The organism is Bacillus alveayuensis (genome assembly GCA_030812955.1).
In the GTDB taxonomy this organism is placed as follows: Bacteria; Bacillota; Bacilli; order Bacillales; family Aeribacillaceae; genus Bacillus_CB; species Bacillus_CB alveayuensis.
The window spans coordinates 1-20,089 of sequence record JAUSTR010000028.1 but is presented as its reverse complement, the minus strand read 5'-3'; the positions used below and the strand labels follow the sequence as shown (position 1 = coordinate 20,089).

21 protein-coding genes and 1 pseudogene are annotated in these 20,089 nt (G+C 36.9%); 15 read left to right on the top strand and 7 right to left on the bottom strand.

Annotated elements, in window-relative coordinates:
* Nucleotides 1-73: 73 nt before the first annotated feature.
* Both J2S06_RS14980 and J2S06_RS14975 read right to left on the bottom strand, forming a co-directional pair.
* Nucleotides 74-352, bottom strand: coding sequence for an MFS transporter (locus J2S06_RS14980; protein ID WP_459077058.1), 279 nt, complete (start codon nt 350-352; stop codon nt 74-76).
* Nucleotides 353-412: 60 nt separating this feature from the next.
* Nucleotides 413-859, bottom strand: coding sequence for a MarR family winged helix-turn-helix transcriptional regulator (locus J2S06_RS14975; RefSeq protein WP_419152821.1), 447 nt, complete (start codon nt 857-859; stop codon nt 413-415).
* An 843-nt stretch (nt 860-1,702) separates the two neighbouring features.
* Here J2S06_RS14975 and J2S06_RS14970 point away from each other — a divergent pair.
* Both J2S06_RS14970 and J2S06_RS14965 read left to right on the top strand, forming a co-directional pair.
* On the top strand, nt 1,703-2,347 hold the full coding sequence (locus J2S06_RS14970) for a LytTR family DNA-binding domain-containing protein (protein ID WP_044747298.1): 645 nt from the start codon (nt 1,703-1,705) through the stop codon (nt 2,345-2,347).
* 134 nt (nt 2,348-2,481) lie between these two features.
* Nucleotides 2,482-3,996, top strand: a complete 1,515-nt coding sequence (locus J2S06_RS14965) for an acetyl-CoA hydrolase/transferase family protein (RefSeq protein ID WP_419152820.1) — start codon at nt 2,482-2,484, stop codon at nt 3,994-3,996.
* Between the two features lie 222 nt (nt 3,997-4,218).
* Here J2S06_RS14965 and J2S06_RS14960 read toward each other — a convergent pair whose 3' ends face one another.
* Nucleotides 4,219-4,809: a glycerol-3-phosphate responsive antiterminator gene (locus J2S06_RS14960; RefSeq protein ID WP_419152819.1), complete on the bottom strand. Its 591-nt coding sequence runs from the start codon at nt 4,807-4,809 to the stop codon at nt 4,219-4,221.
* A gap of 345 nt (nt 4,810-5,154) precedes the next feature.
* Between J2S06_RS14960 and J2S06_RS14955 the strand changes: the two genes are divergently transcribed.
* The 10 genes and pseudogenes from J2S06_RS14955 (at nt 5,155) to J2S06_RS14910 (ending at nt 14,258) form a co-directional block, all read left to right on the top strand.
* Entirely contained in the window at nt 5,155-5,829 is a 675-nt protein-coding gene (locus J2S06_RS14955) for a response regulator transcription factor (RefSeq protein WP_419152818.1), read from the top strand.
* A gap of 46 nt (nt 5,830-5,875) precedes the next feature.
* Complete coding sequence (locus J2S06_RS14950; RefSeq protein WP_419152817.1) at nt 5,876-7,243, top strand: sensor histidine kinase; 1,368 nt, start codon at nt 5,876-5,878, stop codon at nt 7,241-7,243.
* Between the two features lie 54 nt (nt 7,244-7,297).
* Nucleotides 7,298-7,783: pseudogene (locus J2S06_RS14945) on the top strand (PepSY-associated TM helix domain-containing protein); the annotation flags it as partial.
* 217 nt (nt 7,784-8,000) lie between these two features.
* Nucleotides 8,001-8,414, top strand: a complete 414-nt coding sequence (locus J2S06_RS14940) for a hypothetical protein (protein WP_419152816.1) — start codon at nt 8,001-8,003, stop codon at nt 8,412-8,414.
* Between the two features lies 1 nt (nt 8,415).
* Nucleotides 8,416-9,087 carry a PspA/IM30 family protein gene (locus tag J2S06_RS14935; protein WP_419152815.1) on the top strand — a complete coding sequence of 224 codons (672 nt, stop codon included), beginning with the start codon at nt 8,416-8,418 and terminating at the stop codon, nt 9,085-9,087.
* 96 nt (nt 9,088-9,183) lie between these two features.
* Nucleotides 9,184-9,552 (top strand): hypothetical protein, encoded by a 369-nt coding sequence (locus J2S06_RS14930; RefSeq protein ID WP_419152814.1) that lies wholly within the window; start codon nt 9,184-9,186, stop codon nt 9,550-9,552.
* A 601-nt stretch (nt 9,553-10,153) separates the two neighbouring features.
* Nucleotides 10,154-11,161, top strand: coding sequence for a potassium channel family protein (locus J2S06_RS14925; RefSeq protein ID WP_419152813.1), 1,008 nt, complete (start codon nt 10,154-10,156; stop codon nt 11,159-11,161).
* A gap of 364 nt (nt 11,162-11,525) precedes the next feature.
* On the top strand, nt 11,526-11,831 hold the full coding sequence (locus tag J2S06_RS14920) for an aspartyl-phosphate phosphatase Spo0E family protein (protein WP_419152812.1): 306 nt from the start codon (nt 11,526-11,528) through the stop codon (nt 11,829-11,831).
* Between the two features lie 281 nt (nt 11,832-12,112).
* On the top strand, nt 12,113-13,012 hold the full coding sequence (locus J2S06_RS14915; protein WP_419152811.1) for an ABC transporter ATP-binding protein: 900 nt from the start codon (nt 12,113-12,115) through the stop codon (nt 13,010-13,012).
* Nucleotides 13,005-14,258, top strand: coding sequence for an ABC transporter permease (locus tag J2S06_RS14910; protein ID WP_419152810.1), 1,254 nt, complete (start codon nt 13,005-13,007; stop codon nt 14,256-14,258). Before J2S06_RS14915 ends, J2S06_RS14910 begins: the two co-directional genes overlap by 8 nt.
* Before the next feature lie 241 nt (nt 14,259-14,499).
* On the opposite strand, the gene J2S06_RS14905 is transcribed toward J2S06_RS14910, so the two are convergent.
* Together J2S06_RS14905 and J2S06_RS14900 are read right to left on the bottom strand one after the other, a co-directional pair.
* Nucleotides 14,500-15,180 carry a DUF1129 family protein gene (locus J2S06_RS14905; RefSeq protein WP_419152809.1) on the bottom strand — a complete coding sequence of 227 codons (681 nt, stop codon included), beginning with the start codon at nt 15,178-15,180 and terminating at the stop codon, nt 14,500-14,502.
* Nucleotides 15,170-15,508, bottom strand: a complete 339-nt coding sequence (locus J2S06_RS14900) for a PadR family transcriptional regulator (RefSeq protein WP_419152808.1) — start codon at nt 15,506-15,508, stop codon at nt 15,170-15,172. Before J2S06_RS14900 ends, J2S06_RS14905 begins: the two co-directional genes overlap by 11 nt.
* A 409-nt stretch (nt 15,509-15,917) precedes the next feature.
* Here J2S06_RS14900 and J2S06_RS14895 point away from each other — a divergent pair, with 409 nt between their 5' ends.
* Nucleotides 15,918-17,177, top strand: coding sequence for a cytochrome P450 (locus J2S06_RS14895; protein ID WP_419152807.1), 1,260 nt, complete (start codon nt 15,918-15,920; stop codon nt 17,175-17,177).
* A gap of 314 nt (nt 17,178-17,491) precedes the next feature.
* On the opposite strand, the gene J2S06_RS14890 is transcribed toward J2S06_RS14895, so the two are convergent.
* Both J2S06_RS14890 and J2S06_RS14885 read right to left on the bottom strand, forming a co-directional pair.
* Complete coding sequence (locus J2S06_RS14890) at nt 17,492-17,668, bottom strand: hypothetical protein (RefSeq protein WP_419152806.1); 177 nt, start codon at nt 17,666-17,668, stop codon at nt 17,492-17,494.
* Between the two features lie 196 nt (nt 17,669-17,864).
* Nucleotides 17,865-17,999 carry a hypothetical protein gene (locus J2S06_RS14885; protein ID WP_419152805.1) on the bottom strand — a complete coding sequence of 45 codons (135 nt, stop codon included), beginning with the start codon at nt 17,997-17,999 and terminating at the stop codon, nt 17,865-17,867.
* A gap of 266 nt (nt 18,000-18,265) precedes the next feature.
* Between J2S06_RS14885 and J2S06_RS14880 the strand changes: the two genes are divergently transcribed.
* Nucleotides 18,266-18,595 (top strand): DUF2628 domain-containing protein, encoded by a 330-nt coding sequence (locus J2S06_RS14880; RefSeq protein WP_419152804.1) that lies wholly within the window; start codon nt 18,266-18,268, stop codon nt 18,593-18,595.
* Nucleotides 18,596-18,857: 262 nt separating this feature from the next.
* Nucleotides 18,858-20,089, top strand: a 1,232-nt coding sequence (locus J2S06_RS14875) for an IS110 family RNA-guided transposase (RefSeq protein ID WP_419152803.1), incomplete at its 3' end; no start/stop codon positions are given.

Genomic DNA, 20,089 nt, shown 5'->3' with positions numbered 1-20,089 from the left:
GTCTGTAAGCTGAAGAAGGAGAGATTGTGAGGGGCCATAATCTAGCTAACTAATTGCCAGAATTGTGCTTAAATCACAAACTATGGTGAAGAGACATAAAGATTAATACGCCAATTAAATATAAAAGTCTTCTTCCATATTGGTCAGACAATTTTCCAACAATGGGAGTAACGGATGTTGAAGAAATTAAATAGGCAGTTGTAACCCATGCGAAAATCGAAAAACCATTTAAATCTTTTATAATGGTAGGCATTGCCGTTCCAACGACTGTCTGTTCCAACGAACTGAAAAACAAACCAATAAATAAACCAATCAACACTAGCTTGGTGTCAATTCCTTGCTGTTGACTCACTTTTCATCCCACCTCAATATTTAATTAAATTGTTTAATATTTATACTATTTAAATAATACTTATTTATCTTCTCTCGCTAATTTTGCAAGCTTATCAAAAATAGATAACAGTGACTCTAGTTCTTTATCTTCCAATTGAATAAAATAACGCTTTAGTACTTCTTTTCTCTTTTGTTTCACACGATGTAAGATTTTCTCCCCATCAGTAGTAATCTTGATCTTGATAATTCTACGATCATTTTTATCACGTTCTCTTTTGACTAAGTTTGTTTTAAGCAATCTATCAATCATAACTGTTACTGCACTTGGCTTCACCTCAAGCTTTTCGGCTAATTCAGACGATGTATAATACGTTCTTTTCGATAGCAAAAATAATATATAATATTGAGCGCGTGTCAATCCAAGTTCTTTGCTATCTTCTGATATCTCATTTCCAATTTTACGTATGGTTGTTTCGTATGCATTTTCAAGACGTTCAATATAAGCATCTAAATCTTCCCAATTCATTTATATATCACCCTACTTGTTTAAACTGCTTAATATTTAAACTGTTTAAATATTAATCTGTTTTTTAATCTCTGTCAACCATCACGTACATCATAACAACAATATATTTTAAAAAGGATATTTCGGTGGAAAAAATGCACTAGAGAGTCCAAAAAGGTAGAAAGGGTACTCCATCTGTGTCAATGGCGTTAACGATGTAGGTAAAAACTTCCATACATTTTCTAAGGCATTGAGATTGTAATTGCTTCAATGACTAACGCAAGTGCACCTAAAAAGATGGTCATGAAAGTAGAACTGAATAATACTTTACTACTGACAATCGTAAATGTCTCGTTTCTAATGAACTTTCGATAAGCAAAATAGATGAGAATACCCAATATAATTGAACCAATCCAACTTATTAAGAAATCAAATCACACTTGACAAAATAAGTTAAATATTTTCCCTGATTTTCAAGCTCATGTGAAGAATCACAAATCAGTTTCATTATGAGTACTCCTTTTTATATTGGAATTATTCATTACAGTTATTTAAAAGATAGGCTGTTTTCGTAAACATTGTTGCTTTTCGACTGTCCATGAACCGAACAAAGCACCTGGTCGGACAAATTACATTTGTCCGGCCATCGCCTTTTGTTCGGTTCACGTCACACTAAAGTGTGACATAGCAAGCGTGTCGCTTGCCTGGACAGTTGAAAAGCTAAGGTTATAAAGCAACAATCTTTTAGAAAAGAGCCAAAAGATATTTGTGAGGCATTTTATGAATCCCGTATAATTACTGTTGAACTGTAATGTAAAATAATAATATCTTGCAAGATTTTTAGATAATGAAAGGTGTTGAAAAATGGAACGCATGACGATCGTTTCTCTGTTAGACGTTATAGGAGAATTATTTTCCGATGAAGTTTCGATTGCTGTTTCTAATACAAAGGAATATATTTATTACCGGCCGAGTAAACGGATTGATCTAAAAATTAGGGCAGGAGACTTGGTCAAAGAAGGAACGATTGCGTATAAAGCTTTGCAAACTAAGCAAAAAGTTTCGGAGTTTATTAACCGCGATGTGTTTGGCGTTCCTTATCACGGAATGGCTGTACCTTTTTTTGATGAAGGAAAGCTTGAGGGATGCGTTACCGCGATTTTCCCTGCTTTGACGGACGGAAAATCTGTTGTGACCGTCAAAACCGAAGACGGGTGGATTCCTATTCCTTTTTCGCAAGTTGCGTATTTAGAAGCTAAGGATAAAAAGACATATGTGTATGGTGATGGATGCTCAGGCACGCATAAAAACTCTCTCCAAGAATTTGAATATTTGCTTCCAAAAGATTATTTTATACGATGCCATCGGGCTTTTATCGTGAATGTCAATCATATTAATGAAATTTACCCTGATACACATTCGACCTTTTTGCTGTTGATGAATAATGGCGATAAAATACCTGTCAGCCAATCCTACTCCAGCTATTTTCGAAAATTGTTAGGATTTTAAAAACCATTCTGTTTTAGTATGGAAATTTAGTTGTTTATCTGAATTTTTGGTCATTTATCCCCAAAACCTTGTTTCGGTAATTTTAACCGTTAAAATAAATTTTAAATTCATTTATGGGAGAGGTGATGGGGGAAATGGAAAATAAATTAGAAAGGATTGAAGATTTGCGTTTACGCGATCGAGTGGTCACAGCTGATGAAGCCGCATCATGGATCCAAGATGGAATGACATTGGGATTAAGTGGATTTACACGTGCGGGTGATGCGAAAGCGGTTCCATATTCGTTGGTGAAACGTGCAGAGCGCGAATCGTTTAAAGTAAATGTGTATACAGGAGCATCTTTAGGTTCTGATATTGATAAACTATTTGCGGAAGCTGGTATTTTGGGAAAAAGGCTTCCTTTTCAGGCGGATCCTACGATGAGAAAAGGGATCAACAAAGGGGATATTTTATTTGTCGATCAGCATTTGTCCCATACTGCTGAATTAGTGCGTTCAAATGTTATGGATCCAATCGATTTCGCAATTTTGGAAGCGGTTTCGATTACAAATGACGGAATGGTCATACCGACAACATCCATTGGAAACTCGTTGTCATTCGCTCAGCACGCCAAATCGATCATTATAGAGATTAATATGGCACAACCTGTAGACTTAGTAGGGGTTCATGATTTATATGAACCTGGGAAACAAGGAGAAAGAAAACCGATTCCGTTGACCAAAGTAGATGATCGAATCGGTACGATCGGAATACCGATTGACGTAGAAAAGGTTAAAGGGATCGTGTTTACCAATCAGCCGGATTCACCGTCAACAATTGTGCCTCCAGATGAGGAAACGTTCATTATGGCACAGCATCTCATAGAGTTTTTGCGTAATGAAATTAAAGCTGGTCGGTTAACAGAACGCCTTGCCCCGCTTCAGTCAGGCATCGGTTCAGTCGCCAATGCCGTACTTCACGGCTTATTAGAGTCAGAATTTTCTGATTTAGAGGTATATTCTGAAGTATTGCAAGATGCGGTCTTCGATTTGATGGATGCGGGCAAAATCCGTTTTGCTTCTGGCTGTTCTATAACCCTTTCAGAGCCGAAAATGAAGGTGGTTTTCTCGAATTTTGAAAAATATCGCGACCGATTAATCATGAGACCACAGGAAATTTCCAACCACCCTGAAATTATCCGCCGTCTCGGATTGATTTCCATAAACACAGCATTGGAAGTGGACATCTACGGTAATGTCAATTCAACCCACGTACTCGGAACGAAAATGATGAATGGTATTGGCGGATCCGGTGATTTTGCAAGGAATGCTCGCTTGGCGATTTTTGTGACAAAGTCAATCGCGAAAGATGGGAAAATTTCAAGCATTGTCCCTTTTGTCTCCCATGTTGACCATACTGAACATGACGTAGATGTCATTGTCACAGAGCAAGGGTATGCGGATTTGCGGGGATTAGCGCCAAGACAGCGTGTGGAACTTATTATTGAACGTTGTGCCCATCCTATGTATCGCGATCAACTGCGCGAATATTACTATGAAGCTCTTGCAAGAGGAGGGCATACTCCTCATATTTTAGAAAAAGCTCTCTCATGGCATATAAATTTTGCTAAGAACGGAACAATGCTTGAAGTAGTTCCTCAAAGCGTTTAATCGGAAATTGATGTAATGGATCATAGTATTTTTGCTATATTCATAATGGAATATCTCGTATGTCTTGATATGGAGACTTCAAAGGGAATAATTTAGCTTTTAAGGCGAAAAACCAAGTCGTTTCGAGACAATCAAACCTTATATGACCTTTACTCCATATCAAGATGGTTTTTTCGTTGGAAATGGAGTAGCTGTCGTTTTCATTAGCGAAGGGGCTCGATATTATATTAGGGCCACCCCCGTTAGAAACATCGTTCTTCTGTTTGGACTTCCGACTGAGGTGGCTATCGCTCCACTTTCTAATGCATGTAAGATATGGGTTTCATGACGAATAAGGCCCCCTGTAATGATTGGAACGTTTGTTTTTTGTTTAACTTTTTTAATCATTTCAGGGATTATGCCTGGCATTAATTCAAGAGCATCTGGCTTTACTTCTTGAATAGACTGAAGCCCATTTTTTACGGCATCCGTATCAATAAGAAAAAGACGTTGAATCGAAATTAATCCTTCTTTTTTGGCTAATTGAATAAGTGAACTTTTTGTTGTAACAATTCCTGTCGGTTGCACAAATTTTGCTAAAAATTGCAAACCTTCGCGATCATAACTAATTCCAGGAATCTTTTCTATATGAAGAAAAACGAATCGATTAGCATTTTTAAGCAATTGAACGTATCGTTTAATGACACTAATGTTACCAGTTTGTAAAAAAGAAACATGCAAGTTTGTTTGTAAAAATTGTTCAATTCCCTTTGGATGTTTAATTGCTGCAATAAGTCGATCTTCATTTACTTTCGTGAAAAACTCCTCATGCAAACTTTTCTCCCCCCTTTTATAAGAAAAAAAGAAACCACTAAAACAGTTAGGATTTATACCTATCCTATTTGTTTATTGTGGTTTCTCCGTTTCTAAACCTACTATTCATATTCACTTATTCTAATTTAATAATAGAAAGATTTTGTAAATCTAGTATTAAATAAATTTGATTTTTTTGTAAAATTTGAGTTTTCTTATTTTTTTGTTATGCAGTTTGAGAAAAACCACGGTTTTAAGAGTAGAAATATTTACTTTCCTACATCCTTTCACTATCTTTTTACTAAGAAGTATTATGATAGAACGATAGGAGAATTTTGATAAACGTTTAAAGGAGGAACTGTTCTTATGAATATTCTTCTCGCAGAAGATGATTTGCAGCTTGGTGAATTGATCGTTTATATGTTAAAGAAGAAGGGAGGATATATGGTTGATTGGGTTATGGAGGGGGAAGATGCTTACGATTATGCCATAGCTTCTCACTATGATGTATTGATTTTGGACTGGATGATGCCAAACGGTGATGGGGTGGAAGTATGCCGGCGCTTGCGAAAAAAAGGATATTCTCGTGCTATTCTTATGCTGACAGCGAAAGATGCAGTTGAAGACCGTATTGAAGGATTGGATTCGGGAGCGGATGATTATCTTGTTAAACCGTTTGAAATCGATGAGCTTCTTGCCCGGTTACGAGCACTTTCCCGCCGAAACTATGCTCCTTTCCTAGAAGAGGAGGTTCAAATTCATGATATGGTGCTCAATCGGACAAGCCAAGTGATCCGTCAAGGGGACAAGGAAATTCAATTAAGCCCGCGTGAATTTCAGCTATTGGATTTATTGCTTCAAAATAAGGGACAAGTATTACCTCGTGAAGTCATTCTTGATCGAGTCTGGGGCTATGAAACAGATGTATCCATGAAAACGATTGATGCAACCGTCAAATTACTGCGAAAAAAATTAGATTTGATAGGTAAGCAAGATTTACTAAAAAGTATAAGAGGGGTAGGGTACAAATTTGAAAAATAGTCTCTTTTCATTCAACTACGATTTACGGCATCGTAGGGAGAAGGATGTGTTTAGGAATACACAAAATCGCTTAACCTTGTTATACAGTGGACTGCTTATGCTTTTTCTCATCCTTTTCATTGTGGTTGTTTATTCGTTGCTTTATGTCGTGATTTTAAAGAATCAGGAACGTGAACTCAAATCAACGGCGAATGAGGAAGCACGCATTATTGAAAACTATTTAATGCAAAATAACCATAGAGAGTTGAAGGGAATCGGAAATGAAAATTTAGTGTTAGCAGGTGTCGATCAATTTTTTTATTATTTGGTAAGTCCTGAAGGTCAACTCATTATAGGAGATGAAATCATACCCGAAGTACGTTCTGACTTATTCAAGCTTCTGCAAGGATGGGTTCCAAAACACCAAGAAATTCGAAAAGAAACTCTAGAGGTGACTTTTTCCAAATGGGGTCCGAAGGGGAAGGGAAAAAGTGATGAATTGCGTTCCCCTCCGGAGCATCATGAAATTCATCTTATGATGACTGGTCGTCCGATTTTTTATCATAATCAATTTATCGGTATGCTTTATATCGGAAAAGATATTTCGTTTGCTTATCAATTATTTAAATGGCTCTTGTTCATTCTATTAGGAATGGCTGTTCTATTTTTCGTCGTGGCCCTTTATATTAGTTATTTGATGTCCAAAAAAGCTATGGTTCCAATTACTCAAGCATTTGCCAGACAACGTGAATTTGTAGCAGATGCCTCTCATGAATTGCGTACTCCTTTAAGTGTCATGCTATCTTCCATTAATGCGATGGAAATGACAAACGATAAGGAAGAGGATGATTTTTTACGAAAGCTAATCTTTAATATGAAGAATGAAGTAAAGCGGATGACAAAATTAGTAGAGGATTTATTAACATTGGCTCGTTCAGATTCGGGAACAATTGAACTTTTAAACAAAACTTTTGACTTTCGACCTCGTGCAGAAAAAGTTATCCAATCTGTTGAGCCGCTAGCTGTATCTAAGCAGATTCATCTTCATTTGCACGCACCTGAAACGCTTATTGCCCATGGGGATCCGGAAAGATTAACACAGCTTTTATATATCTTACTTGATAATGCGATTAAATACACACCAAATGGAGGAGAAGTGAAACTATTCCTTTCAGCTGAAGGAAATGAGTTAAATATAAAAGTACAGGACAGTGGAATAGGGATCAAGCCGGAAGATCAGGATCGTATATTTGACCGTTTTTATCGATCTGATAAATCACGATCACGGCAAATGAGCGGACATGGATTAGGGTTGGCAATTGCCAAATGGATAGTTGAAGCTCATGGGGGAACCATCCAAGTTTCCAGTGAATTAGGCAAGGGAAGCACGTTTACTGTACGAATTCCTTTGTCTGGAAAAATTAAGAGAGCGTAAGCCTGGGGAAAGGTTTTTTACGTAGTTTATGTATTATTTTCACCATATTTTCATCTTTCTTCTTTACAATCCCACCTGAGGATTTTACAAGGAGGAAGAAAAATGAAAAAAATGAGACAAGCGCACTTATGGATTGGATTAATTACTTCTGTTTTCTTGCTAATGGAAGCCATTACAGGCCTATTATTGACAGAACCTTGGTTATTGGGACAAGAACAAAGACATAAACCAGTTTTTATTCAAGATCCAGAGCAAGGAAAGACATTAGCAGGCTCGAACGAGGATTTGTCAGGTGTACAACAAAAAAACTTTGAAGCGAGAGAAGTATTAAAGAGAGAGGAAGGAAGCAATTCGTTAATGGCCATTGTTCGCGGTCTCCATGAAGGACGATTAAGAACGATGGATATTACGTGGATCATTGATATTGCCGCTATCAGCATCATTTTCCTAACAGTGTCTGGAATTTATTTATCCGCAAAATTGTTGAGAGCACAGAGAAAAAGCCGAAAAAAGCGTACCTTAAAGGTGTCAGAAGTATAGTCATGAAGAAAGCGTAAGGGAGATAAAATCCTTTGCGCTTTTTTTATTGGCTGTTTCATCATGACTGGACAATAAGGGATCAGGGTGTCCAACCGATTGCTTTTCAAGTCTTACGAGAGCTTTTATAAATTTTATTTATTCAAATCTCTATTTTCACCATTTTTTCACTTTCTTTTCCTAGAATTTAATCATCAAGCAAAGGAAGGAGGAAAAATAGATGAAGAGTAAAGTAAATAAAGGTATTTTATTCGTCGTTGTTGCGGTCGTAATCGCCGTGGTGATTAAGTTTTTCCTAAATGTATTAGGAGGGTTTCTCACTTTTTTTGGTAGTCCACATCATCCCCCAATAGGTAGGGGTCATGGTGCGAGATTAGGACACCACCACTTCATGCACGGTCCTCAATTTGGAGGAGGGTTCCATTTGATGGATCTTTTCGTATTCCTCATTGTTGGATTAGCTGTTGCGTTCCTCTTATTTAGATGGATGAAAAAGAGAAAAAAGGATCGTTCGTATCAGCATAATATGATGGAAACACCGATCTATGAACCTATTATTCCAGTAAACAACAGTAATAAGGATTTCTTAGATGAGTGGGAAAAGAAGCAAATGAGTAAAAAGGAGGATCAATGAAATGGGGATTTTTAAACGATTTAAAACGATTACAATGGCTGAAATAAATGGATTATTAGATGGGATGGAAGACCCGATCGCCATGCTAAATCAATATATAAGAGAAATGGAAAAGGAAATCATGAAAGCGCAGCAAGCCCTTTCCCGCCAAATTTTTCTGGAGAAGAAACAAGAAGCGCTCATGAAGGAGATGGAAAAAATGGTTGCCAAAAGAGAACGTCAGGCCAAACTGGCGGTGGAACAAGGAGAAGACTCCATTGCAAGATTAGCAGTAAAGGAAAAACTTATCTATGAGAAGCAGCTAAGTCTTTATAAAGAACAATATGAGGCAATTAAAGGACAAACGGCGACATTACAGGAAAAGTTGAATCATCTGAAAAAAACATACAATGAATTTCAGCATAAAAGACTTCTATTAATTTCAAGGGCTAATGTAGCACAGTCTATTAAACATATTCAAAACATTAGTGCTTTATTTCATACAGAGAACATTGCAAAAGGAGTAGCCAAGGCTGAAGAGCGTATTTTAATGATGGAAGCCGAAGTACAAGCTGGCAGCCAGTTTTCCAGCCCTATGAGCATCTCTAACTATAATTATTTTGATCCTGACATGCAAGATGAATTGGAAAAGGAAATTCAAAAATTAAAGGAAGAAAATAGGGAAACCGTTTAAGTTTTAAAGGAAATCGATTTAGATAAGGAAGAAAAAATACCACTTGTCTTATCAATGCAGCTGATATAACTAATATTTGATCGCGAAACCGAGAGATTGGAGCGCGAAACCGAGAGATTGGAGTGCGGAACCGAGAGAATAAAGTGCGAAACCGAGAGATTGGAGCGCGAAACCGAGAGATTGAAGCGCGAAACCGAGAGATTAAGTGCTGGAACCGAGAGATTGGAGCGCGAAACCGAGAGAATAAGTGCTGAAACCGAGAGATTAAAGTGCGGAACTGAGAGATTGGAGCGCAAAACCGAGAGAATAAAGCGCGAAACCGAGAGATTGGAGCGCGAAACCGAGAGAATAAGTGCTGGAACCGAGAGATTGGAGTGCGGAACCGAGAGAATAAAGTGCGAAACCGAGAGATTGGAGCGCGAAACCGAGAGATTATGGAATGAAATAGCTTGTAAAAAAGTGTAAGGTTTCCTTATGCCTTACACTTTTTTCGTACCTTATTTTATCATTTGTTGCAACTCAAAAGAATAATAAAAAACGCTTCGCTATTTTGCCAAGGGGTTTGATCCTAATTTAAATTACAATTAATAACAAATCTTCCGTTGAGAAAACCTCCCCTGAAATTGGTCATGCATAAATAATTGAGGAATAAATGTGTTAAACATACAATGTAAACTATATTAAAATTAAGAATTTTGATATAGTTTATCTTACCAACAATTCTATTATTATCAATAATTAACATATTAAAGTAACAACGAGAAAAGTTTCCTTATCTCATGGTTTTTGTCTGCACTAAAAAGATCCATTCGTTTAGTTTTATATATTTGATAAAATAAGGATAAACGCTTGTTTTTGATCAAAAGAGAAAAGAGAGGTAGCTTAAAACGTGAAGGTCAATTGTTTTAAGTGTCGATATTTTTATGTGACATGGGATAAAGTTCATCCTCGTGGATGCAAGGCGTACCAATTTAAATCGAAGGCGCTTCCGTCACAGGTTGTTTTGCAAGCCTCTGGCCAACCTTGCCTGAAATTTATGAAAAAAGAAGAATAAGAGGTTTTGGTTATGAACGGTTTTCGACATTTGAGATTTGGATTAGGTTTAATGATCATACTTGCAGTATTCGGTACGATCGGCTTTATGATTTTTGAAAGCATGACATTTTTTGATGCTTTTTGGTTAACGATTATTACGGTGTTGACGGTTGGTTATGGTGACACGATTCCCGTAACATTTGCAGGAAGAGTATTTGCTTTGTTGATTATTCCCATTAGTATTGGAATTGTGACATATGTGATCGGATCGATTACAGCGTTAATTATAGAAGGAGAACTTTCACTGGCGGTGAGGAGAAGAAAAATGGAAAAAGAAATTGAAAAATTGTCAGGTCATATTATTGTTTGTGGACTCGGACGTGTTGGGGAACAAGTCATGCAATATTTGCAGGATAAACAAATTCCGGCTGTATTCATTGATCAAAACGAAGAAATTATCACTCAATTAGCGTATAAAAAGGGGAACTATGTCATAGGAGATGCGACAAATGATGAAATCCTAATCAAAGCTGGAATTAAACGGGCATCCGGTTTAGTTACAACACTGCCAAGGGATGCAGAGAATGTTTTTATTACCTTATCGGCAAAAGCACTGAACCCAAGCTTAACAATTGTAACACGTGCTGAAAAAAATGATTCGAAAGATAAATTAATCAAAGCTGGAGCTGATAAAGTCATTACCCCACACTCCATTAGTGGAAAACAAATGGTTCTTTCTTTATTAAAGCCAAAAAGCGTGGACTATGTAGACATGATGCTACAAGTTGGCAAGCAGGAATATGGATTTGAAGAAATTTATTTAGGGAGATTCTCCCCTATTATTTATAAAACGATTAAAGAAGCAGACATTCGCAAAAAATATGGAATTACGGTAGTTGCTGTCTTAAAAGGAGATCAATTCATCTCAAATCCTAGTGCTGATGTAGAGCTAGAAGCCGATGATCGATTAATTGTGTTTGGATCAAGTGAACAGCTGCAATCTTTTGAACAAGCTGTGAAGGATGATAATGAAGGATAAACGTTTCACACTAATATCATATACACTACCTTTTTCCTATAAAAACAATGCTCTATTCGGGCATTGCTTTTTGTTTAGACTTTTCATAAACATTATTTAATCGTTCATTTCAAAAATATTGTCCGGGAAATATGGAAGGCACTTAAACGGGAGAATTTCAACAAATAAAATATAGCAAAGTAGGATGTGATCGACAGTGGGAGCACGTTGCTAAATTTTTCTCTGAAACCTAATAAGTATTTGAGCCGAAATATTTAACTGAATTTTTAAATAATTCGTGCTTTTTTATTACTTTTTCTCTACCAAAAGTAAGGAAAATATCCTAAAATAGGTATAAAGGTGAAATATAAGGAGGATGGTTTCTATGAAAAATTACTTATATACGGTTTTAATTGAAAAAGAACGAAACAAATTAATACAAGCTTCTAAGAAACACGGAATGACATCAAGAGAAACCATCCGAGCAAGTCAGCAGTTAGATCAAATTTTAAACCTTTTTCAGCACAAATTGATCGAGCAAGCGGAAGAACAATTTAAAGAAAGATTTTCAGAAACAGGTGAAGTCCAGACAGAAACTATACAATCCACAGTTGAAAATGTTTTAGAAGAAGATCCTTTTCATTTTCTAGAAGATTATCATCCAAAATTCACTAATATGTCATGTAAATGATTGGAAAATATTTTTCGTAGTTAAGGAAAAAATCGAATATTTGTTGATCACTTGAAGGTTTCGAAGTCTCATTAATCTCCGGGCGTTAGCGGCGTTCATACTCACCATTTTTCCATACGACCCGTCAACATTGACGATCTTGTTCACTTTAGTTTCCTTGATCTCTTACCGAAATGGTTTAGTTTGAACGCTATATAAGACGCCCTGTTTATTTGTTCATAAAACAGAACTTTTTCCACTTTTAAAACGTAGTAAGTAATAGAGGAGAGGAGGAAGAAAAAATGTCGTTAAAGCTTGAGAACATAACGAAAAAATTTGGTGACTTCACGGCGGTGAATCAATTATCCATTTCCATTCCTGAAAAAGAAATGTTTGGTTTTTTAGGTGCAAACGGGGCTGGAAAGACAACAACATTTCGGATGATTATAGGACTTTTAAAGCCAACGGAAGGAAGGATTACATGGAACGGCCAAGCAATTGATTATCGAATGAGTCCGTTCATCGGCTATTTGCCAGAGGAAAGAGGATTATATCCGAAGTTAAAAGTAAAAGATCAAATTGTCTATTTAGCAAGATTAAAAGGAATGAGCAAAAAGGCGGCACTAAAAGAGCTATACGATTGGCTTGACCGCTTTAAAGTACCTGAATATGCTGATAAAAAGGTTGAGGAATTGTCGAAAGGAAACCAGCAAAAAATTCAATTTATTGCAGCTGTCCTTCATAAGCCGAAGCTGCTTATTTTAGATGAACCGTTCAGCGGATTAGATCCAGTGAATGTTGAGCAGTTGAAAGAAGCTGTTATTGATTTAAAAAATAGCGGCACTTCTATTGTTTTTTCGAGCCATCGCATGGAGCATGTGGAGGAATTGTGCAAGCATTTATGTATTATGCATAAGGGAAGCCCTGTTGTGCACGGGTCGTTAAAAGAAATTAAACGATCCTTTGGCAAGAAAAACTTGATTATTCACGGGGACTTTGATTTTCAATTTTTAGAAAATGTTAATGGAGTCGTAAAAGTGAAATATACAGCAGAAGGTGTGCAATTACAAATAGAAAGAGAAGAAGTGGCTGAAGAAATTTTCAAGCAAATTGTGGATAAAGGATTTATTCGCAAATTTCAATTAGAAGAACCTAGTTTAAATGATATTTTCATTGAGAAAGTAGGTGCAGCCTATGAATAACTTTTGGACAGTTCTTTTTCATACATATTTAAGCAAATTAACGTCCAAACAATATATCATTTCAACTATTATTACTTTGCTCATTATTTTAGGTTTAACGAATATGACGAAAATTATCAATTTTTTTGAATCGAAAAGCGATGTAGAAAAAATCGCCGTGATGGATCAGACGGATGTATTGTTTCCTGAACTTAAGGAACAAGTAAAGATTATCAATCCTGATATTCAATTGGAAAAAGCGAATTCCTCAGAAAACGAATTAAAAGAACGTGTGTCAAATGAAGAAATCAAAGGGTATCTCGTTTTATCATTAAATGATAACCAGTTGCCAAAGGCGATATATAAAGCGAATTCATTAGCAGATACAACGATCCCAGGAGATTTAGAAGCTGCGCTGCAGCAGATCAACATGATGTGGACAGCCAAACAATTGCAGTTAACCGAAGAAGCACTGGGGAAATTAAATACACCTGTAGCATTTGAAAAAGAAGCGTTAAATGCCAATGCGAAAACAGAAGAGGAATTAAATCAAGCGAGAGGGCTAGTGTATGTGCTCTTATTTATGATTTATTTTGCCGTCGTCATGTATGCGAACATGATTGCGATGGAGGTGGCGACAGAAAAATCTTCCCGTATTATGGAAATTTTAATTTCAAGCGTGTCGCCCGTTACCCAAATGTTTGCGAAAATTTTCGGCATTGCTTTATTAGGTTTAACGCAGCTAGCATTATGGCTGATGATCGGCTATATTTCGATTAAACAAAATATAAATGAAATGGAAGGTGGATTTTTTACCTTCTTTGGCTTTGAAAATACTTCGCTCTCCACGATTATTTATGCATTGATTTTCTTTATATTAGGATATTTATTATATGCGACAATGGCCGCCCTGTTAGGATCATTAGTAAGCCGAATTGAAGATGTCCAACAGATGATCACACCATTGATGCTCCTTGTCGTCGCAGGTTTTATGCTGGCGATCTTTGGTTTAGGAAATCCAGAAGCTTCTTATGTTACGATTACGTCTTACATTCCGCTTTTTACTCCGATGCTGATGTTCCTTCGCGTCGGCATGCTCGATTTGCCAATTTGGGAGCCGCTCGTTGGCATCGCTTTACTGATTGCGACCATCATCCTATTAGCAATTTTTGGGGCACGAGTGTATAAAGGCGGTGTATTAATGTACGGTAAGGCGAATGCATGGAAAAATATGAAAAAAGCTTTGCAGCTATCAAACGATCAATAAGCTAAAAAGCAAGTCGATGTGGCGATTGAGGAAAAGGGCATTTATTGTATACCTGTGATCGTCACAGCTATTTTTCTATAAAAAAGAAATAACCTATCCTCATACCAGTCATGTGTATTAGGGTAGGTTATTTCCTTTTCTATACATAATGGGCCGCAGTACTCAATAGTTCACATGTTATAAAATTTCGTATTGGAATTTTTATTAAATACTAGTGTTACATATCATTTCTAATTTTTTATTATCTAGTCAATCGAAATTTTATATTGATCCATTTAGATATAAACAAAATAATCAAACCGATGATGATCATGACATATCCACTTATTTCAAATTCGACACCGAAAGGAGGAATCCATTTTGGTATAAAAATGATGCCGAAAAAGGCTAAAGATGATAACAGAAATATAATTAAAAACTCTACTATTTTATTCAAATTTTCTTTAAAAGCTGACCACTTTATCCAAGAAAATACAATGTAAACGAAAAGAAAGATCATCAAAACTTGTATTACAAAGCCTACAATCGTTGTTCCAAGAAAAAAGGTTTGATCGAATTTTTTAAAAAATCCCGTAATGATATTGGCTAATCCTGATATCATGATCATAATTCCAGCAATCATAGTGATTAAATAAGTGATAAAGGTAAAAGATGTTTTCCCCTTTTCCTTCGGTAATTGGCGTATGAGCTCATCACAATAAGATTTCAAATCTTTTCCAAAAACATCTTCCACTGTTTTTCCGTTGTTTTGCGCTTCTAAAAGATGATCAAGTAATTCCATTAATATTTCTTCCGTTTGTTGTTCTGAAAGTATGAGGTGAGAGCGAATATATAAGAGCATTTGGTCATAATATTTTACATTTTCCTTCGTTAATTGCTTTCGCTTTTCATTATTTAGTTTAATTAGCTCTTTAGAGTCCATCATAATTCCCTCCCAATAAAATGTGATCGACTGGTTTTTTCAGTCTTTCCCATTCGTATATAAACTGTTCAAGCGCGTTTTTGCCCTCATTCGTTAAACGATAATATTTTCTTTTTGGGCCAGTAGGGGAGTCACGCATTTCACCTTGAATAAGATTTGCTTTTTGAAGCCGCAATAATATTGGATAAATAGAACCTTCACTTACATCATGTAAGCCCATTTGCTGAAGCTTTGATGATAATTCATATCCATATACATCTCCTTTATCGATAATCCCTAAAATACACCCCTCCAAAACTCCTTTTAAAAGCTGACTTCGAAGAGACAAAGCTTTTTCACCCTTTCTATCTTGTAATGCAAGATAGTGAATGAAAAATAATATCTATCTTGTATTACAAGGTAGATCTACTCTTATCTTAACACCAGAAATTGTAAAGTTCAATACTATTTTGGTTCTGTTCAATGGCTATGAACATAGTACATGTTCCATCAAGGGTGAAACGCCTGGTGGGATGATTACAAGATTGATTTATAAAAAAAACAATCATTCGTGATTAGAAAATCCCCAACCGGGTAGTATTAGGGATTTTATCTTTTTAAGATGCTGGAGGGGGTAACCGCGTAATTTGCCCATTAATCAATTCCTTTTTTTGAGTAATTCCCCTACTTTTTGAGAGTAAAAAAGGGACAATTTTACAAAAAATAAGGGTGTACTCATAAAAAGGGAGATGAATCATATGTCAAACATAAATCCAATGCCTAGAGAAGAAGGATTTGATCATACTTTAAGCCTTATGCGTGAAGGGTATATGTACATTTTAAACAGACGTAAAAGTTTTAATTCTGATATTTTCGAGACGAGATTGCTTGGTCAAAAAGCGATTTGCATGGGAGGAAAGGAAGCAGCAGAAGTCTTTTATGACACTGAGAAATTCAAAAGAAAAAATGCAGCACCAAACCGGGTAGTGCAAACATTGTTTGGTAAAAATGGAGTTCAAGCACTAGATGGACAAGCTCATAAACATCGCAAGGAAATGTTTATGTCCATCATGTCTTCTGAAGCACTTGAAAAACTAATCCACATTACAAAAAGACAGTGGGAACAGGCAGTAGAGAAGTGGGAACAGTTGGATGAGGTTATTTTTTATGAAGAGGCTAAGGAAATTATGTGTAGGACAGCCTGTGAGTGGGCAGGTGTACCAGTTCCAGAAGACAAAATAATAAGATTAACTAAAGATTTAGGGGCCATGTTTGAGTCACCAGCTGAAATTGGTCCGGCACATTGGCTAGGGAGAAATGCACGAAATCGTGTTGAAAGCTGGATTGAAGGACTTATTGAGGAAGTTCGTAATAGAAATCTCAATCCTCCTGAAAACACTGCATTACATAAATTTGCGTGGCATCGTGATTTGGAAGGGAATCTGTTAAATAAGAAGATCGCTGCTGTAGAAGTCATCAATATCTTAAGACCGATTGTGGCGATTGCTATATATATTAACTTCATAGCGCTGGCAGTGCATCATTATCCCGAGGAAAGGAAGAAACTTGAGTCCCGAGATGAAAAATATGCCGAGATGTTTGTTCAGGAGGTTCGCCGCTTTTATCCTTTTTTCCCATTTGTCGCGGCACTGGTGAAAAAAGATTTTACTTGGAAGGGGTATAAATTTGAAGAAGGCACCTTAACTTTGCTTGACTTATATGGAACAAACCATGACCCTGAACTTTGGGAAAATCCAGAAGTGTTCAACCCAGAGCGATTTGCGAAATGGGAAGAAAATCCTTTCAGTTTTATACCTCAGGGTGGTGGTGATTACTTCATGGGACATCGCTGTGCTGGTGAGTGGATCACCATCGAAGTTATGAAGGTGAGTCTTGATTATCTAGCAAATCGAATGGAATATGAAATTCCTGAGAAAGATTTAAGTTATAAAATGAACAGCATGCCAAGTATTCCTCAAAGTAAAATAGTAATCAAAAATGTAAAGAGGAAGATGTAGCTTCAAGAAAGCCTCAACCTGGTTGTGTTGGGGCTTTTGTATTTTTAATGAAGCGGGAGGGAGGAAACCGCGAAAAATCGCGAAATTATTACACGTAACCGCGAAATTATTACACGAAACCGTGGGAAGAAACATCAACCCGCGAAATGAATAGGCGAAATCGCGAAAAAAAGCTGTCAAACCGCGAAATTAACGTGCAGAACCACGAAATCGAATAAGAAAACCTTCAAGTTGAAAGAACTAATCAGTCATATATGATGCCTTAACATTAATTTGTAAGGATTTTACAAGGGATAATTGGTATTAGATTCATTTTATTTAGAATAATTTTCTTTTTTCAAACCTCTTTGTAGCCAAAAAGCTGAAGATAAGAGGGTTGTAGCGTAAAAAATATCCTTTACCTTAACAGCTTGGTGAAAAATGAAAGAATATAGAAATGAAAGGATTGGAAAACTTGCAATTGTATAAAAAATTATGACTGCCTTTTTCATTACGATTGCCTCCCATTTAAGGTTAACCTAAAAAATCATAAGTAAATATAATCCATATTTGGTAAAATAAAATTGTAAAAGATTTAATTAATAATACTTATTTAATAGAAAGAAGTAATAAAAAATTAAAGTTTACAAAAAAACGCTCAGATTTTTCCTGAACGTTTTTTGAACGGTTTAAACGATTAACCGGTTATCACGATTTTCTCAATTCCACTTCTTCCCCATATGAAATGGTGACAACTTTTGTATCAGCATAATCTTTTAAAAGATTTTTTAGCATTTGATCTTTATCCATCATATTTTCAACGATCGGAAAAGCGGTTAGCAATTGATTTAACACTTCAGGTTCTGGAGAGGTGTCTTTCGTTGGGAAGGTGTGGCTTGGGATGACGTACTTTACATCGAGTAAATGTTTAACGGCTTAAGCAGCTTCTTCCGGTCCCATTGAAAGGTACTAAGTGTTCGTTTTGGTGTTTTTTGCGAATGTCATTTGGATCAGGGTAAAAGTACAAACTTTGATAAAATAATACAAAATATGAAATTTTTATAGTATAATTAACTTGTTTCAATATAGGAGCAAAGGAGGTGTATTTTATGAAAGCAAGATTAAAAAACGATGCAGGTGTAACGAAAGAAGTTAAGATAGGATTTAGTTGGACTACTTTCTTTTTCGGTTTCTTTCCTGCTTTATTTAGAGGAGATTTAAAATGGGCAGCTATTATGTTTATTACATCAGTTGTTGTAGGTTTTTTAACATTTGGTTTTGGAGCTTGGATTCCTGGAATTATTTTTTCTTTTATCTATAATAAAATTTATATTAAAGAATTACTTGAAAAAGGGTACCGTCCTGCGGATGAAGAAACAAGAACTGAATTACAACATAAAGGAATTATTTCCGCTAACGAACAAAATGTTAGTGCCTAAAATAGAGAAGCCAGCTGGCTTCTCTATTTTTATTTGATCTTTTTTGAAGTTGAAAAGGATTTAAAATGAACTTTATGTGCTCCTTTTTTACCGTGAAAAAGCATGATTCTTCTCCGAATGGTGCTGAACTTTTTCCATTAAAAAGCCCATTAAGGAGCATTCCTGTTAGAAAGGTTTTGGGGGACTTGAAAGAAAAAAGCCCTCTTGGTATGATGCAGGGGTACCAACAAACACCTATCATCAAACCAAGGAGGACTCTACAATGAATTGTACACAAAATCGCAAAATTGAACAAGTCACCGATCAAACATTAGTGATTGGAATGGATATTGCCAAGCAAAAACATTACGCAGCGATGGTGGATGCACGAGGAAGGGAGCTGAAGAAGCGGTTTCCGGTGTTCCAGTCGAGAGCCGGATTTGAACAGTTCTATGCGCTGATCCAAGAGGCGATGAGGGAGTTTGGCAAAACGGAAGTGATCGTCGGAATCGAGCCGACCGGACATTACTGGTTGAACCTCGCCTACTTCCTCGAGGAAAAAGGGATCCCGTTGGTGATGGTCAACCCGATGCATGTCAAACGGTCAAAAGAGCTCGACGACAACTTACCAACGAAGCATGATGCCAAAGATGCTCTTGTCATTGCGAAACTGGTCAAAGACGGACGTTTTAGCTATCCGCGTATTCTCCATGAGGTGGAGGCGGAATTACGAGCAGGAAGTACGTTTCGAGAGTCATTACTCAAGGAACGGAATGCCGTCCACAATCAAATGATTCGATGGCTCGATCGCTACTTTCCTGAGTTTGTGCAGGTGTTTCCGTCGTTCGGAAAAATCGCGCTGGCGGTCTTAGAAAAAACGCCATTTCCGATGGACATCGTCGATCAAACGGTCGAAGGACTCATGGGGCTGTATCGGCAAAGCGAAGGACTCAAATGCCCGCAAAAGCCGAAACTTCAAAAGCTGTTAGAGGTGGCCCGTCATTCGATTGGCATCACGGAAGGACAACAGATGGCCCGTATCGAAATCGCCACGTTGGTCCGCCGATATCGCCAATTGGAACAAGAGATCGCAGCCCTCACAGAAGAGTTGACGGCACTCGCTCAAAAAACCGCCGAATATGAATGGCTCCAAACGATCCCAGGGCTAGGAGATGCGACGATTGTGGAATTGTTGTCGGAAATCGGAAGCTTTGCCCAGTATCAAGATCCGCGGCAACTGATGAAATTAGCGGGCTTGACACTAAAGGAGAACTCGTCAGGGCAACACAGGGGACAAAAACGAATCTCGAAGCGAGGACGAAAACGGCTACGCGCCCTTCTCTTTCGAGTGATGATGCCATTGATTCGCCATAATGAGGCGTTCCGTCAGTTGCACGAGTACTATACGACACGCCCCGTTAACCCGTTGCGTAAGAAACAATCGATTGTCGTGTTATGTGGCAAGCTATTGAAGATTCTATACGCGATTTGTATGAAACAGCAAGCATTTGATGG

What these genes read in the sequence shown, in the direction of transcription:
- J2S06_RS14935 (WP_419152815.1), top strand. Translation starts at nt 8,416, where the DNA reads ATGGGGATTTTTAAACGATTTAAAACGATTACAATGGCTGAAATAAAT.
- J2S06_RS14925 (WP_419152813.1), top strand. Translation starts at nt 10,154, where the DNA reads ATGAACGGTTTTCGACATTTGAGATTTGGATTAGGTTTAATGATCATA.
- J2S06_RS14910 (WP_419152810.1), top strand. Translation starts at nt 13,005, where the DNA reads ATGAATAACTTTTGGACAGTTCTTTTTCATACATATTTAAGCAAATTA.
- J2S06_RS14895 (WP_419152807.1), top strand. Translation starts at nt 15,918, where the DNA reads ATGTCAAACATAAATCCAATGCCTAGAGAAGAAGGATTTGATCATACT.
- J2S06_RS14905 (WP_419152809.1), bottom strand. Translation starts at nt 15,180, where the DNA reads ATGGACTCTAAAGAGCTAATTAAACTAAATAATGAAAAGCGAAAGCAA.
- J2S06_RS14920 (WP_419152812.1), top strand. Translation starts at nt 11,526, where the DNA reads ATGAAAAATTACTTATATACGGTTTTAATTGAAAAAGAACGAAACAAA.
- J2S06_RS14975 (WP_419152821.1), bottom strand. Translation starts at nt 859, where the DNA reads ATGAATTGGGAAGATTTAGATGCTTATATTGAACGTCTTGAAAATGCA.
- J2S06_RS14915 (WP_419152811.1), top strand. Translation starts at nt 12,113, where the DNA reads ATGTCGTTAAAGCTTGAGAACATAACGAAAAAATTTGGTGACTTCACG.
- J2S06_RS14955 (WP_419152818.1), top strand. Translation starts at nt 5,155, where the DNA reads ATGAATATTCTTCTCGCAGAAGATGATTTGCAGCTTGGTGAATTGATC.
- J2S06_RS14880 (WP_419152804.1), top strand. Translation starts at nt 18,266, where the DNA reads ATGAAAGCAAGATTAAAAAACGATGCAGGTGTAACGAAAGAAGTTAAG.
- J2S06_RS14965 (WP_419152820.1), top strand. Translation starts at nt 2,482, where the DNA reads ATGGAAAATAAATTAGAAAGGATTGAAGATTTGCGTTTACGCGATCGA.
- J2S06_RS14890 (WP_419152806.1), bottom strand. Translation starts at nt 17,668, where the DNA reads ATGAAAAAGGCAGTCATAATTTTTTATACAATTGCAAGTTTTCCAATC.
- J2S06_RS14970 (WP_044747298.1), top strand. Translation starts at nt 1,703, where the DNA reads ATGGAACGCATGACGATCGTTTCTCTGTTAGACGTTATAGGAGAATTA.
- J2S06_RS14940 (WP_419152816.1), top strand. Translation starts at nt 8,001, where the DNA reads ATGAAGAGTAAAGTAAATAAAGGTATTTTATTCGTCGTTGTTGCGGTC.